This window comes from Acidobacteriota bacterium (assembly GCA_003225175.1).
Classification (GTDB): domain Bacteria; phylum Acidobacteriota; class Terriglobia; order Terriglobales; family Acidobacteriaceae; genus Gp1-AA112.
Window position 1 is genome coordinate 40263 of the sequence record QIBA01000028.1, and the last position, 16997, is coordinate 57259.

Genomic DNA, 16997 nt, shown 5'->3' on the forward strand with positions numbered 1-16997 from the left:
ATGCCGCGACGACTCCGACCGATGCCGACCGGTTCTAGCCTATTGCGGTCGCTTCCACGGCAAGCGGGAGTTCCAAAATGAAACGAGCTCCAACAGGCTGATTCTCTTCGATACGAATTGAGCCGTTGTGCTCCTGCATGATGCGGCTGACGATAGAGAGTCCGAGGCCCGTGCCGCGTTTCTTCGTCGATACGTACGGCAGGAATAGGCGTTCCTTCATGTCGTCGGTGATTCCGTGGCCGGTATCGGCGATCACAATCTCTACCGAATCGCGACTTTCAACGAGCAATGTGGAGATATAAATCTCTCGCACCATGGACTCCTGCAGCGCCTCGGCGGCGTTGTCGATGAGATTCGCGATTGCTCGCTTCATCGCGTCAGGATCGGCGAGTACTACCGGCAGATCAGGCGCGAGGTGTGTCTGAATTGTGATTCCGTCGAGGCGTCCGCTGAACAGTTGCAAAGCGCTTTCAATAATCGCATTGATCTCGCTGGGTCGAGGTTGTGCAGTAGGAAAACGCGCGAGCGTGGAGAATTCATCTACGAGCTGACGAACGGTTTCGACCGCATTCGCGATGGTTCCGGCGCAGCCGTGCATCACTGCGATCGAATTCTCATCCGGCGCAGTGCCGCGTTCCAAATGGCGACGAATGCGGTCGGCTGAGAGTGCGATTGGAGTGAGCGGGTTCTTAATTTCGTGTGCAACGCGGCGGGCGACCTCACGCCAGGCTGCCTGCTTTTGCGCGCGCAACAGTTCCGTGAAATCTTCAAAGACAAGAACATAGCCGAGCCTCTGTCGGTCGATGCGCATCGATGCCACTGTAATGGCGACATTGAGTACTCCCGCGCCCGATTTGAGCTCAAACTGGCTTGTGGTTGTACCCATGCGGTCGGCCTTGCGCATTAGATGAATCATCTGCGCGGAGATTTCGGGGCCGAAGATATCGCGCAGAGAAGCGCCTTCAAAATTTTCGGCGGAGGTCGTTGCTGTGGATTCGTCTCTGAATTTAAGGAGTCGAACGAACGCGGGATTCGCGTGGGCGACTCTTCCGGCTCCGTCCAAAGACAACACGCCTGTGGGAATATTCTCCAGGATGATTTCGGTCTGGCGTCGGCGATGTTCAATGTTGGCATTCGCACGTTCCAGTTCGCGTGAGGAGTGCTCGATCTTTGTCCGGCTTTCTTCTAGGTCGGCAGCCATGCGATTGAATGAGGCCACCAATTCACCGAGCTCGTCTGCAGCAGCCACGGCCACACGATAGGAGAAGTGTCCCTGCGAGAGTTCTTGAGTAGCCTCAGCGAGCGCAGCCACCGGTCGCGTAACAAGTTTCGAAATGAACAGCGACAGCCATGTAGCCGCAAAGAGTACAAGGGCGGTGATCAGGAGGAGCAGCAGAATATATGCCCGACGCACTGCCTTACCTGCGGTTGCGAGTTCCTGATAATTACGTTGGCTCTCGGCGATTCGCAGCATAGTGGCGTCAAAGTTCGTCGGCAGCGGAATAGCCACGATGATTAAGCCATTTCTTCCGACATCGCTTTCGCCAAGCGCATACGCAAGATTGCCCCAGCTGAAACGGCGGTGCGCACCGAGCGCTTCGATCATCGATCCGCCAATTTGCTGCCATCCTGCTGGCGAATTGATGGATGCCACTGGAGCGTGTCCACGCAACGCGAAGGCAAAACCGCCCTGCAACGCAGGCCGGTATTCGCTTAGCACAGCATTTGCCAGCGCAAAGTCTCCGGAATCGAACGATCGCTGTATTCGAGCGTTGTTGGCCAGCGTTTGTGCTTCTGCTTGAGCATTGTCCTTTGCATACCCGAGTAAGAGCGTCGCAACCTGCTCCGAACCTTCACGGAGATTTTGGACCGGACGCGAGAACCAGCGATCGATAGATCGATTCGTCAGCAGGTACGTAAACAGGAACATAAAGAGCGCCGGCGTGAACGACATCAGCAGCGCGCCGAAGACCATCTTTGTGCGGAACTTCGAACCCAGCACGCCGATACGGCGCTCTGCCAGCAGCTTGAGCAAGTTTCGGAGCAGCACGAACGTGAGCGCAACGAAGAGCAGGAACACGAGCGCGGAGAGTGCTGTCAGGAGGACAGTTTGCTGTACGCCGCCCGGGCTGAGAAAAGTCAGATTAAAAGCCTGCTGCGAGACCAATACAAAAAAGAGAAGAACGATAGCGATGCCAAGACCGATGATGAGGGCCTTGCGCTCGACTGGCTTGGAGTTGCTTGCAGGCACGGTGCTGAAGAAATTATAGGACGGCTGGGAAGGCGCGTACGACAGTCACTTCGACAGCATAGGAGGCGCATGCTGCGCTCTGTTTGGGTCGGAAAAACGCAGATTTGAATCACGAGTCATTAGCCCCAGATTCGCGGAGCGACGGTATGAGAAAGTGTTGGGTCGAAAAAAGGAAAGACCGAAGTGCCGGAGGTGACGGCATTGGCTTCGCCAACAAGAAGGATGCCGCCCTTCCAAGGCTCTCTGTTCACCAACGCACGTCTAGGACGGCATCCTAGTCTTCACCTTGGCGCCTCGGTAGAGACGCAACTTTGCTCCTGAGTCTGATGGGGAGCGGCCTGTCAGATTGGCGACGTGAAAAACCCTAATGTGGACAAGCCTGCAGCATGCCGCGTCTCCACGAATCTATGCAACCAAGTCTTTTACCGCCTTGAACGGCTTGCGCTGCGACTCCGCCACGGCCGAGTACGTGAGATATCCCTGGAAGGTGTTTACGCCTTCGCGGATTCCCGGATCAGTCTTGATTGCCGCTTGCGCGCCATGGTTCGCGAGCTTTAGCACGTAAGGGAAAGTTGCGTTCGTAAGCGCCAGCGTCGAAGTGTGTGGTACTGCGCCGGGCATGTTGGTTACGCAGTAGTGGACCACTCCATCCACTGTGTAGGCGGGATTACTGTGGGTTGTCGGTTTGGCTGTTTCGATACAGCCGCCCTGATCGATGGCGACGTCGACAATGACTGCCCCACGCTTCATGTGACTGACCATCTCCCGACTGACCAGCTTTGGAGCTGCGGCGCCGGGAATGAGCACGCCCCCTATTACGAGATCGGCTTCGGCGCAGGATTTCGCAATGGTGTAGGAGTTCGAAGCCAGTGTACGTACTTGTCCGTTGAAGATGTCGTCCAGCTCGCGCAGGCGGTTCAGATTGATGTCGATGATTGCGGTATCGGCGCCCATTCCGAGAGCGATCTTGGCTGCATTAATACCAACGATGCCGCCGCCAATGATTGTGACCTTCGCCGGTGCCACTCCGGGAACGCCCCCGAGCAGAATGCCTCGTCCCCCCTTTTCATGCTCAAGATAGCTGGCGCCAACTTGGACCGACATGCGTCCAGCAACCTCGGACATTGGCGTGAGCAGGGGCAAGGTGCCGTTCCGATCCGTGACCGTCTCGTAGGCAATGCCCACCACCTTCTTCTTAAGTAGATGATCGGTGAGATCCGGAATGGGAGCGAGGTGAAGATAAGTAAAGAGCACCAAACCATCGCGGAAGAATTGCACTTCCTGCTCGATCGGTTCTTTAACCTTAACCACCATTTCGGCGCGGTTCCACACTTCTGCCGCAGACCCGGCGATCTCAGCCCCGGCCTGTTTGTAGTCGCGGTCGGGCATGGATGAAAGCTCGCCCGCTTTGGTTTCGACCAGAACTCGATGGCCTGCCTCGACAAGCGCTTTCACTCCGGAGGGCACAATCCCAACTCTTGCTTCGTGATCTTTTACTTCCTTCGGTACGCCAATAATCATCGTATGCCTCGAAAATCGTTTTCACCACGGAGACACCGAGTCACGGAGAAGAGGAAAAGCTAAATATGAAGGCCACGAAGGAAATAAGCCAAGCTGCCTTGCATCATCGTGTCCCTTAGTGTCCTTTGTGGTTTGATCTCTGATTTCGTCTGTGACTCGGTGTCTCCGTGGTGCATCAAATCATTCCCCAGTATCGATCTGGGCGCGCTGCAGTCGGTCAGAGTAGTCCACGTAGATCGCCTTCCATTGTGTGTAGAAATCGATTGCGCCAATCCCACCCTCGCGATGTCCGTTGCCGGTAGCTTTCGTGCCTCCGAATGGCAGGTGCACCTCTGCGCCAATCGTTGGCGCGTTGATGTATGTAATGCCAGTCTGCAGGTCACGGATGGCTTTGAATGCTCTGTTCACATCGCGTGTGTACACCGCGGATGAAAGGCCATAGGCAACTCCGTTCGAAATCTCGACCGCTTGCTCGAGACTGTCGGTTGGAATCAGCGAAACAACCGGACCGAAGATCTCTTCCTGCGCAACTTGCATTTTTCCGTGAGCATCTCCGAAGATCGTAGGTTCCCAGAAATATCCATCGCCGAGACCGCCCGAGGTGATGCGATTCCCACCAGCAAGCAGCTTTGCTCCTTCGTTCTTGCCAATCTCAATGTACTTTTGTGTAGTCTCGATTTGCTGCTGATTGATTTGCGGGCCCATGTCGTTTTGCTCGTCGATGCCGGCGCCGACTTTCATTGCTTTTGCGCGGCTTACGAACTTATCGGTGAATTGGTTGTATACACCTTTTTGCACGATTACACGGCTGGCGGCGGTGCAGCGCTGACCGGTGGTACCAAATCCGCCCCAGAGCGCGCCATCGATCGCGAGATCGACATTTGCATCATTCAGAATGATGATCGCATTCTTGCCCCCCATCTCCAGCGAGCACGGCTTGAAATGGCGGGCTGCGGTCTGGCCAATAGTGCGGCCGACGTCGCTCGATCCAGTGAAGGAGATCGCACGTACGTCCGGATGCTCGAGCAGCGGCGCCCCCGCCTCGGGACCATGGCCGTTAACAATGTTCACGACGCCGGGCGGAAGTCCCGCATCCATGAGAGCGCGGACTAGATTCAAAGTAGAGAGCGGCGTGTCCTCTGCAGGTTTGATGACGCACGTGTTTCCCGAAATGATCGCAGGGAAGATCTTCCATGAAGGAATTGCCATTGGGAAATTCCACGGTGTGATCATGCCGACAACTCCGAGAGGAACACGCACTGCCATCGCAAACTTGTTGGGGAGTTCGGAAGGAACCGTATGGCCGTCGAGGCGGCGGCCTTCCCCGGCCATGTAGAAAGCAGTATCAATCGCTTCTTGAACATCGCCGCGAGTCTCTTTGAGAACCTTTCCCATCTCGCGAGTCATGTCGCGCGCGCAGTCTTCCTTTCGCTCCTGGAGAATCTGGGCACAGCGATAGATGATCTCGCCACGGCGAGGAGCGGGAGTGAGTCGCCAACGCTCGAAAGCTTTCGCAGCGGCCGCAACCGCTTCGTTCACATCGTCTTTATTGGATCTTTGAAAAATGCCGACAATATCTTTGACATTAGCAGGGTTTTGATTCTCGAATGTTTGTCCGGAGCGCGATTCAAGCCACTCGCCTCCGATCAGGTTCTTGTAGACTCTTGCGGCCATCTAGCTGGAAGTCCTGGGAAGAAATGCAAAACTCTTAATCGTATCAGAAGCGGCTATCGGCGCTCGGCTGTTCGGCTTTCTCCCAATTGGCATGATGCGAAACAAATCACGCGGCTGACGACCGACAGCGATTCCAAATCGACCAAGAGGAACGCAACCGAGAGTCTAGTCAGTGCTGGTTACACTGCTCACGAACAGCTCGGAGTCATGCTGTTGGCTGGCCGAAAGCCCATTGCAGGATGCCGACAGCCATCTCCCATTACCTTCGTACATCTCCCTTCCGACTTAAGGTTTTGTGTTGAAACTTTGGTGACTATTAAGGGATTCGCCCCTTTTGAGGGCCTTTTTTCTTGTGGTACTCTCGCTTTGATCCGTCCCGAAAAGTCAAGCAACAAAAGTGTGCCCCAAACCCAAAGACGAGCGGAGTTACATCCGGTACATCACGATCACGTACCGCAGTGTGTTGCTGACGATTCTGCTTCTCGTTGCTCTGGTCAGCGCCGTCAGCTACTTCCTCTTTCCTCAGCAGACCAAGGCTCTCGTCGCTGACGTCGTGGACATGTTGCATCTGGATTCTCCGACTCGCGCGCTTGCTAAGGAAGCCGGCCAGCAGCAGGCTCACTTCACAAACATTGACGGCACTGTCCGCGTAAAGAGAAACAACAGCAGTTTTTGGGCAAACGCGAGCTACGACATGCCTCTGAATAAGGGTGACGTGGTTCAGACCGGGCCGGAAGGAATTGCGAAGGTTGTCTTCGCCGACGGCACCAACTACACCATCCAGCAGGAATCACTGATCGTCATCGAGGAAAACTCGACCAATGAAGCTCAGCAGACGCAAGTTGCCGTGCAGGTGACTACCGGAACGGTTGATCTCGCTACTGCTACTTATTCACAGGGATCCACTTCTCGAGTGATTGTTGCCGGCGCCACTGCGAGCATCTCACCCGAAAGCTCGGCGCAAGTGCACAATGACAATCTTAAGAATGATCACACGATCTTGCTGAAACAAGGTTCGGGTAATGTTCTGCGCAACGGCGAAGTTGTAAAGCTCGGCAGCTACGAACGGGTTTCGTTCAAGGCGGAAGATCCTAAGATGACACGGGTGAAGGAAGTAGGTCCTCCTACTTTGATTACTCCAGCGAACATGTTGCCGGTATTCGCGGCGAAGGACTCGAGCCAGGTTGATTTCACGTGGACGCCAATGCAAAACACGCGCGCATATCACCTTCGGTTATCCAGAAACCCGTACTTTACACAGCTGGTCCAGGATAAGACAGTGAATGTGCCACAGTTCAAGCTGAGCGGACTAGCGGAGGGCGCGTACTACTGGACTGTGCAATCCATGGATGCTCAAGGCAAGGAATCGGTCGAGAGCGAGCACAACAAGTTCACGATTATTGCTCAGTCAGGAAATACAGGGCTTGCTCTGGAATTAGATCCGCTGGTGCAGCACGGACACGTCATTGAGGTGCGCGGCAAGACCGATCCGAGCGCGCGGGTAATGGTGAATGGCGAAGAAGTTCCAGTCGTCGGCGGAGATGGAACGTTTCGGTATTACACACCTCCGCTCCCGGTGGGCGAGAGCGTGATCACGGTAACGGCACAAAATACGAAGGGTGGCGTAAGCACGCAAACGAAGAAGATCGTAGTGCAGTAAGGGCCAGGGCTCTCCGGTACAAACCTAACGTAAGCTGATTTTCAGTAGTCCGCTTAACCGATTCAGACGGCGAAATCTGATCCGGATCCAGCACCGCGTATGGATCCGGCAAAAAAACCAGACAGCGGCAACAACCGAAAGTATAGAAAGAAGTTCATTCATGTCGTCAAACGGTTTTGGCTCACAAAACTCGCGCGTGCATAACATGCGCTCGCTGTTCAGCATGTTCTCGAGCGACCTTGCCATCGATCTAGGCACGGCCAATACGTTGGTATATGCCAAAGGCAAAGGCATTGTCGTCAACGAGCCCTCGATTGTCGCCATCAACAAGAACACCGGTGAGGTTGAGGCTGTCGGCAAGGAAGCCAAGGAGATGCTGGGCCGCACGCCCGGCAACATCGTGGCGATCAAGCCGATGAAAGACGGCGTAATCGCCGACTTCAAGGTCACCGAGAAGATGCTGAACTACTTCATCCAGAAGGCGCACAACCGAAAGATGATGGTGCATCCGCGCATCGTCATCGGCGTTCCTTCTGAGATCACCCAGGTGGAAAAGCGCGCAGTCATGGATTCGGCATATCGCGCGAAGGCGAGTGAAGTTCACCTGGTGGAGCAGGCGATGGTCGCGGCGATCGGAGCCGGCCTTCCCATTACGGAACCGAGCGGAAACATGGTGGTCGATATTGGCGGAGGCACTACCGATATCGCGGTGATTTCCCTTTCCGGCATCGTGTATTCGCGTTCGGTGCGCATGGCTGGTAATCAGATGGATGAAGCCATCATGAATTACCTGAAGCGAAAATATAACTTGCTGATCGGCGAGCGCACCGCCGAGCAGATCAAGATCGAAATCGGCTCGGCCTTCCCCCTGGATAAGCCGCTGACCATGGAGATCAAAGGCCGCAACCTGATCGAGGGTGTTCCCAAAACGGCAACAGTCGACGACAGCGAAATCCGCGAAGCTCTTAGCGAGTGCGTTTCGACGATCATGAACGCAATCCGCGTTGCCCTGGAACGTACGCCGCCAGAACTGAGCGCTGATATCAGCGACCGCGGCATCGTTCTCACTGGGGGCGGCGCGTTGCTCAAGAACCTGGATAAGCGTATTCGCGAGGAAACCGGGTTGCCGGTTTCGATTGCGGATGATCCGCTCGCCAGCGTTGTGCTGGGAACCGGCAAGATGCTCAGCGACTTCAAGCTGCTGCGCAAGATTTCGATCGAGTAGTTAAAGCCGATTTCAGCGACACGCAGGCACTGGGAAACGGGTTCAGGATCGAGCGACAGGGAATAACGGCGTTTCGGTTTCAGTTTCGTGGTTCGGCAAAGCCAGATGGTTGCGCAAGGTGGTTTGCCATAGCTTGCTGTCTGCTTGGCCGAAACCTGAGATTGGGGAGGCGAAGCGCCTTTTTTGTTGTTCTCCCGTCTCTCTGTGTCTCCTTGGTGAAATAATTCCTTTACATGGAAAACTTTTTTACCAGATACCGGAACGTCACTGTGCTGCTGTTTCTGCTCATGGCGCAGGTGATCGTCCTGGCGACTCAGGTTCGCCGTCCTGAAACCGCTACTGGGGAGTCGATGTCGCTGGTACGCGTCTGGATCGTACATATCTTCGTGCCCGGCGAGAAGGCAATCTCCTCCATTGGCAGTGGGATGCACAATTTGTGGCAGAACTACGTTGACCTTCGCGGAGTGCGGCAGCAAAACGAAGACCTGCAGGCGCAGCTTGACCGCTTGCGACTGGAACAAGTGAGCCTTATCGAAGATGCCGGACAGGCGCGGCGCTTGCAAGCACTGCTTGGATTCAAGACAAAGTTTATTTCGCAGACGGTGGCGGCTCAGGTAATCGGCACAAGTGGCACAGACCGCTCGCGGGTGCTCTACATCAATAAAGGTTCCGAAGACGGCATTGGCGTCGATATGGCTGTCATCACGCCTAAGGGAGTCGTGGGTAAAGTGACGCGGGTCTCCAACCACTCAGCGCAGGTGCTTCAGATTAATGATGCGACCGCTGGGGCGGGTGTAATGCTGGAGCGCTCTCGGCTGCGGGGCGTCCTGCGCGGTTCTTCCTCCGGCATTCCAGAGATCATGCATGTCATGGCCGACGAAAAGATTGAGCCGGGTGAGCCAGTTATAACTTCTGGTGGTGATCAGATTTATCCTCGTGGACTGCCTATCGGTACAGTCCTTAGCACGGGTCCAGATCCGGACGGCGGTCCCTTCCTCGAAGTAAAGGTAAAGCCTTCGGCGAACCTGGATAAGGTCGAAGAACTTCTGGTAATTACAAAAATCCTTGACAAGGGACAGCCGCAGCAACAGGCTCCACCGGGTCTCCGAGCAGCAGACATTCTGGCCCAACGACTCCCAACAATTACTCCCAAGCCGCCTGACAAAACTGGGGGTGAGCCGCCTACAACAAGCGTTCTCTTCGCAAAGAAACCCGTGTCGCCGGGCACGGAAGTTCCCTCGACACCCACTACACCGAAGAAGAAGCAACCTGCTGCGAATCTTGGTTCCGAACCTGCAACAACTCCGACGAGCGGTCCTGTTGCCCAGTCTGGAGAGACCGCCGCAGAAGCAAAGCAAAACGCCTCCCCAGCCGCAAATGGAACTGATACGGCAGCTTCGGAGCCGAAGAAACCTAAACCAGCATCTGCAACTGATCCAACGCAGCCGCAGGAGAACCCTCATTAGTGGCTACGCTCACGTACACATCGCGCGAACAGATCGAGGTACACCGATTTAGCGCCCTCGCGACGATTGGGATTCCCCTGCTCGCGATCTTTTTTCAAGCGTACGTTTCGTCCCGAGTTTCCTTCCTAAAGCTATTCGATCTTCCCCTACTCGTGACCATCTTCTTCGCGGTTTCGCGGCGTAATCAACTGGCGGGGATGCTGACCGGTTGTTCGATCGGCTTGGTGCAGGACGCACTTACGCATCTGCCTATTGGCATCTACGGAATCTCGAAAACGATCGCCGGCTACGCCGCCTCCTCGATCGGCGTGAAGGTGGATGTTGATAATCCCGGTTCGCGCTTCCTGATGATGTTCTGTTTTACCTTGCTGCATGATGGCATCTACTTCATTGTTAGTCGGCACCTGCTGGGCATACCGGCCGATTGGCGCATGCTGCACGAACTGGGTTCCGCGCTCGCAAATGCCATCGTCGCCGTGCCGCTGTTTGCGCTCATGGACCGCGCCAAGCAGCGTTAATCTCGGGCCATCGTATTAGTCCGTTCGTAACGTATTAGGTAGGGATTTGTGTCATTCGCGCGGCTCGTAAACCGAGTAGTTGGATAAAATAGATTGAACTCGCTCTGCGGCTTCCCACCCGACTGAAGTTGAAGTGAATGTACGATCGCGAAGACAAGATTCCGCAAATCAAACTGGCTTCTGTCCAGTATGTGATTCTGCTCGTGGTCGCGATTCTCGTAGTTCGTCTCTGGAACCTGCAAGTACGGGGCAGCGAGAGATACAGCAGCCTTGCAGAGCAGAATCGTACCCGCAAGGTTCCCATTCTGGCCCCTCGAGGCAAGATTTATGATCGCGAAGGCCGGATCCTTGTCGACAATTATCCCTCCGTTTCCGCGCTGCTGATTCGCGAGCAATTGCCCAAAGATCCTTCTGCGAATCTCGCCAAGATCGCCACCGGCCTGCACATGACGCCAGAAGAGATTCGCGAACGCATGCGACGGACAGCAAGCCCGCAAAACACTCCGCTGCTATTGAAGGACGACATCACGCCGGACGAGCAAGCCTTCATCGAAGCACATCGAGATGAGCTGCCCGAGCTGGACACGATCATGATGCAGCGCCGTCTTTATCCAAAAAACGGTTTCCTGGCACACCTGATCGGGTATGTGGGCGAAGTGAGCGATGAGGATTTGAATTCGCCCCAATTTGAGACTTATCAACCCGGAGCTGTAGTCGGTAAGAGCGGTGTTGAGCAGTTTTATAACGAGATCCTCATCGGCAAGGATGGATCACGCCGTACGCTGGTAAACAGCCATGGTAAGGAACTTGGTCCGCTCACTACGGAGCCCGCGACCCCCGGCCAGCCACTCAAATTGACAATCGACCTCGACATTCAGATGGCCGCTGAGCAGGCTCTCGATGGGCATAATGGCGCTGTGGTCGCCATGGATCCGCATACCGGCGAAATACTGGCGATGGTGAGCCGGCCAACATTCGATCCGAACGCGTTTTCGGTTCGCATCAGCAGCAAAGAATGGAACGCGTTAGTAAGTGATCCCGCCAAGCCGCTCTTCAACAAAGCCATTCAGGCTCAGCTGGCGCCGGGATCGGTGTTCAAGATCATCATGTCGGTGGCTGGATCTCAGGAAGGCATCGCCCAGAATATGACCGTGCACTGTAGTGGCGGAGCGGTCTTCTACGGTCACCGCTACGGGTGTTGGGTAACAACTGGACACGGTGCTGTCGATTTTACCAAGGCGATTTATCAATCCTGCGACGTCTTCTTCTACACACTGGCGCAAAAGCTCGGGATTGAAAAGATCGCGAAATATGCTCACGAATTTGGCCTAGGTCAGAAAACGGGTGTTGATTTAACCCAGGAAGCAAGCGGCATTGTGCCTTCCGAAGAGTGGAAGGCGAAAGTCTTCAAACAGAAATGGTTTGCAGGGGAAGTGATTTCGGTTGGTATCGGCCAGGGTGCTCTCACCACTACTCCGATTCAGCTGGCACGCGCGCTCGGAGCCATCACCAGCGGAGGCCGCTTGGTTCGTCCTCATGTGGCATTTCCGGATGAGCTCCCAAAACAGTACCTTGAAGTTGCAAATCGCGGTCGCGAAGTAAAGAAGATCGATTTCGATCCGCAGAACTGGATGACAATCACCAACGCCATGGCCCGTGTAGTCGATGTAGGCGGATCGGCGCCTAGCGCGCACCTTCCCGGTATCGATTTTGCTGGAAAGACGGGCAGCGCGCAAGTGATCAGCCTGGCCAAAAGGAAAGCACTTGGCCTCAAAGCAGATCAGTTCAAACAGAACGGCTGGTTCGTTGGCGTGACTCCGCGGCGCAATCCTGACGTCGTGGTGGCAATTTTGTTTGAAGGCGGAGAGCACGGTAGATTAGCCGCGCGCCTTGTGGCTCCGATCATTAAAGCATTTGTGGATAAACAGCGTCGCGTGCGGCATGACAATAATTACGCTGCAGTTGATAAGGATGGCCATCCCATCGAGCTTACGGGTATCTGGAGCGACGGCGCCAAGGGAGAGACTGAAGGATTGCAGGCAGGCACGATGGAATTGCCGACGGTGACCTCTTCTTTCCAATCCGAAAAAAAAGCGGTGTGCTGCGCCTCTACTCGCGCGGAGCTTGCGACTGGTATTCACTAATGCGTCGCTTTATCTCTTTTCGCGATTTTGATTGGGTGCTGCTCGGCTTTGTGCTGATCATCTGCGGCATTGGTGTACTGGAAATCTATAGCGCCACCCGGCAGACCAAATTCATTGGTTTCCAACAAAAGCAGATCTACTGGATCATCGCCGGACTAGTGCTCATGTTCCTGGTGAGCGTGGTGAACTATCAGGCGCTGCTCGAGAACGTTCAGTGGTTCTACATTGCCTCAATTCTGTCCCTCGTGACCGTAGCGGTGGTGGGTACTCGCGTACTCGGAGCCAAGCGTTGGATTAAGCTGCCCGGAGGTCAGCACTTCCAGCCCTCGGAATGGATCAAGATTGTGCTCATTTTGGCGCTAGCCAAGTACTTTTCGGATCTTGAAGGACGCGACGTCACGCTACGCGACATCATCAAGTCTTTCCTGATCGCCGGAATTCCCATGGCGTTGGTGCTCAAGCAGCCGGACCTCGGCACCGCGCTAACCTACGTGCCGGTCCTGATCTGCGCACTGTTTCTTGGAGGCATCAAGCTCAAGCACGCGGTGGGTATCCTGTTGCTCGGTTCGGTAATGATCTATCCCGTGTGGCGTTGGGGGCTTAAACCGTACCAGAAAGCTCGGTTAACCAGTTTCAGTGAGCCTGCCGCTGACCCTCTCGGCTCCGGATATCAGATTCAGCAGTCGCTGATTGCCGTCGGTTCCGGCGGATTAACAGGTAAAGGCGCGCTCAAAGGTACTCAAACGCAAGGCGCGTTTATTCCCATTCCCTATACCGACTTCATTTTTGCGGCTTTTGCCGAGGAGCATGGCTTTGTAGGCGCTTTGATCGTCCTGCTGCTATACTTCATCGTGTTGATGCGTTTGATTCAAAACGCACAAACCGCACCTGACCGGGCCGGAACTCTGATAATTATGGGTGTAGTAGCGGTTCTGGTCTTTCATATCCTTGTCAACGTGGGCATGGTGGTTGGCTTTATGCCTGTTACGGGCATTCCATTACCGTTGATGAGCTATGGCGGATCGTCAGTCTTGTTCACGTTTTTGGCCCTGGGCATCGTGAATAACATTCGAATGCGCAGGTTCGTGAACTAGACGGATAGGCAATGAAGTTCAGCATCCGGGTAAGCCCTCGAGCAACGTCCGCTGCTGCGGACCATCAAGTTTTCTGATTTACCCGGACAGCCGGAGCTGTCTGGGGTTAGCGTCCAGCGGGACGTCAACGATATTACGTTCAGCCCTCCACAAAGCTGAGGGCACCGGCAATCGAGAAACAAGCCGGAGAGGATTCAAGAGCTTCACTGCTGTAGAAGGACAGGGTAACGGCCCGGCCAGATTCGCAAATGCGGATTCGGTACAGTGGCCACAAGTCCTTGCAGCTAGGCCGCGAGCATGATCGCGATAGGTTCCAGAATTCGAAGAATCGAAAGTCTGCAGGACTTCGAATCCCGCGCCTACCTCGTTATTCCACAAGATCTTCAATGCATCGCAGCGCTCATACTCCTCCCCGCAGAGGCCTTGTGACCTCCTAGCTAGTTGCTCGCTTGCCTCCATCGGAGCAAGCATGGCAAAAGAGCTTTTCATTTCAACCACCCCGCACGAAACCAAAGTTGCGGTGGTGGAAGACGAGCAACTTAACGAAATCTATTTTGAGCGTGAAAACGAATACACGCTCGCAGGTTCTATCTACAAAGGCCGCGTCACACGAGTGCTGCCCGGAATGCAGTCTGCATTCGTCGATATCGGACTGGAGCGCGACGCTTTCCTTTACGTTACTGACTTCCTCGAGGAACAGGAAGATCAGGAAGAGTTTGAGCAGGTCGTAAATCGCGCGCATTCAGAGGCGCAGCCGGAGTCAGCGCGTCCTCAAGGCCAACAATCGGAGTCGGTCGAGGGCAACACTGCCGAGCCCGCGCAATCGCATACAAACGGGGCCGATCACACAGCAGGAGATGCTGAGCAGTTCGAACCCGGTCCGCGGCGGTGGCGGGGACGCCGCGGCCGCCGTCGTGGCCGGGGTGGATATCAGGAGCACCCTGCGTCGCAAACCACGGCTCAGCAAACTCTTTCGGGCGAGGAAGCTCAAGTAGCATCCAAAGGCGCGGAGCAGGAAGCGACTGTTCTGCCAGGCGAATCGCTGTCCAAGTATCGCCAAGTCGAAAGAGCCGAAGAGACGGAACAAATTCCTGCTTCCGGCGAACGGCAAAGCAGTGAATCTCCAGAACCTGCCGCACAAAGCCAGACGCCCATGGAGAAAAATCTTGCTGCACCTGCTCAGAACATGGCGTCGTTACAGGTCTTGCCGGGGGAATCGATTTCCAAATATCGCAATCGGGTGTCGGAGCCGGAAGGGGCACGTGAGCAGAGTCCTCGAGAGTCATATCCCAGCCGGGAAGGCTCTTACGCCAAGGGTCAATCTCGCTGGGAACGTCCGAACCGCAGGTTCGAACGGGAATCCTCCACACCACAACCAGCGCCGTCAGGACCCCCAGTGTTGGCCCTTCCCGGTGAATCGCTGGCCAAGTATCGCAGCAAAGATGAAGTAACAGCGAACACATCATCACAGGCACCATCTGAAATAGCATCCGCGGCCATAGGGACCGATCCTGAAAAAACCGAAGTTTCATATAGGGAACAATCCGGTGGGAACGTTTCTTACTCCTCTGCCGAACAAAGCGATGTTGAGGAACGAATTGAGCACGTCTTCGGCAACTTGGAGCCACAGGAGCACACGACTTCCGTTGTCGAGCCTGAGGCGCAGGCAGAAGGAGCGGGTGGCCACGCACAGGAAACTACGCAGGTTGCCCATGAGTTTGGTGCTGGCGTGCTCGAGGAAGAAGTAATCGACGAAGAGGAGAGTGACCCAACACCATTCGGCGAGCACCTGGATGAAGAAATCTACGAGGATCTCGAAGAGGAGACGCTCGACGCTGAGAACGCCGAACAACTCGTCGAAGCGGTGCGCGAGGCGCACGCAAATCAGCGCCTCGGGCTCGGCGAAGGTGAGCCAGCAGATGCGGAAGATCATCCTGGGGGAGAAGAGGTCGCAAGCTTCACGCCGGAAGACCAAGGTCACGATCTTTCTGAGCAGGCAGAAGTTGCCGACTCGGAAGATGCGAATTACCAGTCTGCTGATGAGCAAGCAAGCGAGGACAGCGAAAGCGAGGATCCGACAGCAGAAGGCCGCGCCGAACTGAGAGCGCCGGCGAATACTGCCTCGTTTCAACAGCGAGTTGAGCGCCCCGAGCGCAGCCAGCAGGATCGTTTCCGTCGTGGACGCCGTGGACGCCCGATGCGTGGTCGTCGCAATATCCAGCGCGAGTCTCAGCCGACCATCAGCGATCTGCTTAAGGAAGGCCAGGAGATTCTGGTCCAGATCGCAAAAGAGCCCATGGCAAAAAAAGGCGCGCGCATTACCAGCCACATCGCCCTGCCGGGGCGATTCCTGGTCTACATGCCGACTGTGAATCACGTCGGCGTCTCGCGGAAGATCGGGTCAGACGACGAGCGCCAGCGGCTGAAGCGCATTCTTATCAGCGAAAAAGGAAGCGCACACGGCGGCTTCATTGTCCGTACTGCCGCAGCCGGAGCAAACGAAGAGGATCTCCGTTCCGATCTGCGTTTTCTGATCAACCTGTGGAACGACATTAAATCACGATCGGAGAACAGCAAGGCTCCAGCTCTCATCTATCACGATCTCAATCTCGTCGAGCGCATTCTTCGTGATCAGGTCACAAGCAACTTCACGAGTATTTGGGCAGACAGCGAGCAGGAGTACGAGCGCATCGTGCGCTTCCTCGGTCGCTTCCAGCCAGCGATGGTGCGACGCGCCAAGCTCTATACCAAGGACACACCGCTGTTCGAGCAATTCGGGATTCAGGACGAGATCAACAATGCCCTGAAATCAAAAGTCTGGTTGAAGAGTGGTGGATACATAGTGATCAATCAAACCGAAGCGCTCGTGGCCATCGATATCAATACCGGTAAGTACGTCGGGAAGACGATGCGTCTTGAGGACACGATCGTAAAGACGAACATCGATGCCATCAAAGAGATCGTCCGGCAAATACGCCTGCGCGACCTTGGCGGCATCATCGTCATTGACTTCATCGATATGGACGAGCGCAAGAACCGCCAAAAAGTCATGCAGGCTCTGGAGGAAGCATTGAAGAGCGATCGCGCGCCTTCGAAGGTGTTGCAGTTCAACGACTTCGGACTCGTCGCAATTACCCGCAAGCGCGTAAAGCAATCTCTGGAGCGTACGCTGTCAACAGCATGCTCTTATTGCAGCGGCACCGGCATGATCAAGAGCGTGCAGACGGTCTGCAATGAGATCTACGTCGAGATGCGCAAGATGGCGCACCAGATGGAGCGGCACGACGTAATGTTGCGCGTCAATCCGGAGGTCGTGAAGGCTCTCAAAGCTAACAACGCGCGCTGGCTGCAGGAGATGGAAGAGCTGGCCGGCAAGACGATCATCGTAAAGAGCGATCCTCTGCTGCACCAGGAACAGTTTGATATCAACTAGGGCTTCGTTCC

Annotated in this window: 11 protein-coding genes; 7 read left to right on the forward strand and 4 right to left on the reverse strand. The window is 55.2% G+C overall.

From position 1 onward, the window contains the following. Positions 1–34 precede the first annotated feature (34 nt). The 3 genes from DMG62_01235 to DMG62_01245 all read right to left on the reverse strand — a co-directional run bounded on the left by DMG62_01235 (position 35) and on the right by DMG62_01245 (position 5446). Positions 35–2251: a nitrogen regulation protein NtrY gene (locus tag DMG62_01235; protein PYY24748.1), complete on the reverse strand. Its 2217-nt coding sequence runs from the start codon at positions 2249–2251 to the stop codon at positions 35–37. A gap of 405 nt (positions 2252–2656) precedes the next feature. Then, positions 2657–3772, reverse strand: coding sequence for an alanine dehydrogenase (gene ald / locus DMG62_01240; GenBank protein PYY24749.1), 1116 nt, complete (start codon positions 3770–3772; stop codon positions 2657–2659). Between the two features lie 180 nt (positions 3773–3952). Next, positions 3953–5446, reverse strand: coding sequence for an aldehyde dehydrogenase (locus DMG62_01245; protein ID PYY24750.1), 1494 nt, complete (start codon positions 5444–5446; stop codon positions 3953–3955). A 460-nt stretch (positions 5447–5906) separates the two neighbouring features. On the opposite strand from DMG62_01245, the gene DMG62_01250 reads away from it, so the two are divergent. The 6 genes from DMG62_01250 (at position 5907) to DMG62_01275 (ending at position 13553) form a co-directional block, all read left to right on the forward strand. Then, entirely contained in the window at positions 5907–7106 is a 1200-nt protein-coding gene (locus DMG62_01250; GenBank protein PYY24751.1) for a hypothetical protein, read from the forward strand. 160 nt (positions 7107–7266) lie between these two features. After that, on the forward strand, positions 7267–8331 hold the full coding sequence (locus tag DMG62_01255) for a rod shape-determining protein (protein PYY24752.1): 1065 nt from the start codon (positions 7267–7269) through the stop codon (positions 8329–8331). Positions 8332–8564: 233 nt separating this feature from the next. Then, positions 8565–9797 (forward strand): rod shape-determining protein MreC, encoded by a 1233-nt coding sequence (gene mreC, locus DMG62_01260; GenBank protein PYY24753.1) that lies wholly within the window; start codon positions 8565–8567, stop codon positions 9795–9797. Beyond that, positions 9797–10315 carry a rod shape-determining protein MreD gene (gene mreD / locus DMG62_01265; GenBank protein PYY24754.1) on the forward strand — a complete coding sequence of 173 codons (519 nt, stop codon included), beginning with the start codon at positions 9797–9799 and terminating at the stop codon, positions 10313–10315. The genes mreC and mreD overlap by 1 nt, the downstream gene beginning before the upstream one ends. A 137-nt stretch (positions 10316–10452) precedes the next feature. Further along, on the forward strand, positions 10453–12459 hold the full coding sequence (mrdA, locus tag DMG62_01270) for a penicillin-binding protein 2 (protein PYY24755.1): 2007 nt from the start codon (positions 10453–10455) through the stop codon (positions 12457–12459). Then, on the forward strand, positions 12459–13553 hold the full coding sequence (locus DMG62_01275) for a rod shape-determining protein RodA (GenBank protein PYY24756.1): 1095 nt from the start codon (positions 12459–12461) through the stop codon (positions 13551–13553). Before mrdA ends, DMG62_01275 begins: the two co-directional genes overlap by 1 nt. A 78-nt stretch (positions 13554–13631) precedes the next feature. Here the strand turns inward: DMG62_01275 and DMG62_01280 are convergent, their stop codons facing one another. Then, positions 13632–14024, reverse strand: a complete 393-nt coding sequence (locus DMG62_01280) for a hypothetical protein (protein PYY24757.1) — start codon at positions 14022–14024, stop codon at positions 13632–13634. Between DMG62_01280 and DMG62_01285 the strand changes: the two genes are divergently transcribed. Next, positions 14023–16986, forward strand: a complete 2964-nt coding sequence (locus DMG62_01285; GenBank protein PYY24758.1) for a ribonuclease — start codon at positions 14023–14025, stop codon at positions 16984–16986. The two genes, DMG62_01280 and DMG62_01285, sit on opposite strands and share 2 nt — an antisense overlap. The last annotated feature ends 11 nt before the right edge of the window (positions 16987–16997 follow it).

Bases quoted from the DNA above. Each gene is read 5' to 3' on its own strand.
- DMG62_01245 (PYY24750.1), bottom strand. From the start codon at position 5,446: ATGGCCGCAAGAGTCTACAAGAACCTGATCGGAGGCGAGTGGCTTGAA.
- DMG62_01280 (PYY24757.1), bottom strand. From the start codon at position 14,024: ATGCTTGCTCCGATGGAGGCAAGCGAGCAACTAGCTAGGAGGTCACAA.
- DMG62_01275 (PYY24756.1), top strand. From the start codon at position 12,459: ATGCGTCGCTTTATCTCTTTTCGCGATTTTGATTGGGTGCTGCTCGGC.
- ald (PYY24749.1), bottom strand. From the start codon at position 3,772: ATGATTATTGGCGTACCGAAGGAAGTAAAAGATCACGAAGCAAGAGTT.
- DMG62_01255 (PYY24752.1), top strand. From the start codon at position 7,267: ATGTCGTCAAACGGTTTTGGCTCACAAAACTCGCGCGTGCATAACATG.
- DMG62_01285 (PYY24758.1), top strand. From the start codon at position 14,023: ATGGCAAAAGAGCTTTTCATTTCAACCACCCCGCACGAAACCAAAGTT.
- mreC (PYY24753.1), top strand. From the start codon at position 8,565: ATGGAAAACTTTTTTACCAGATACCGGAACGTCACTGTGCTGCTGTTT.
- mrdA (PYY24755.1), top strand. From the start codon at position 10,453: ATGTACGATCGCGAAGACAAGATTCCGCAAATCAAACTGGCTTCTGTC.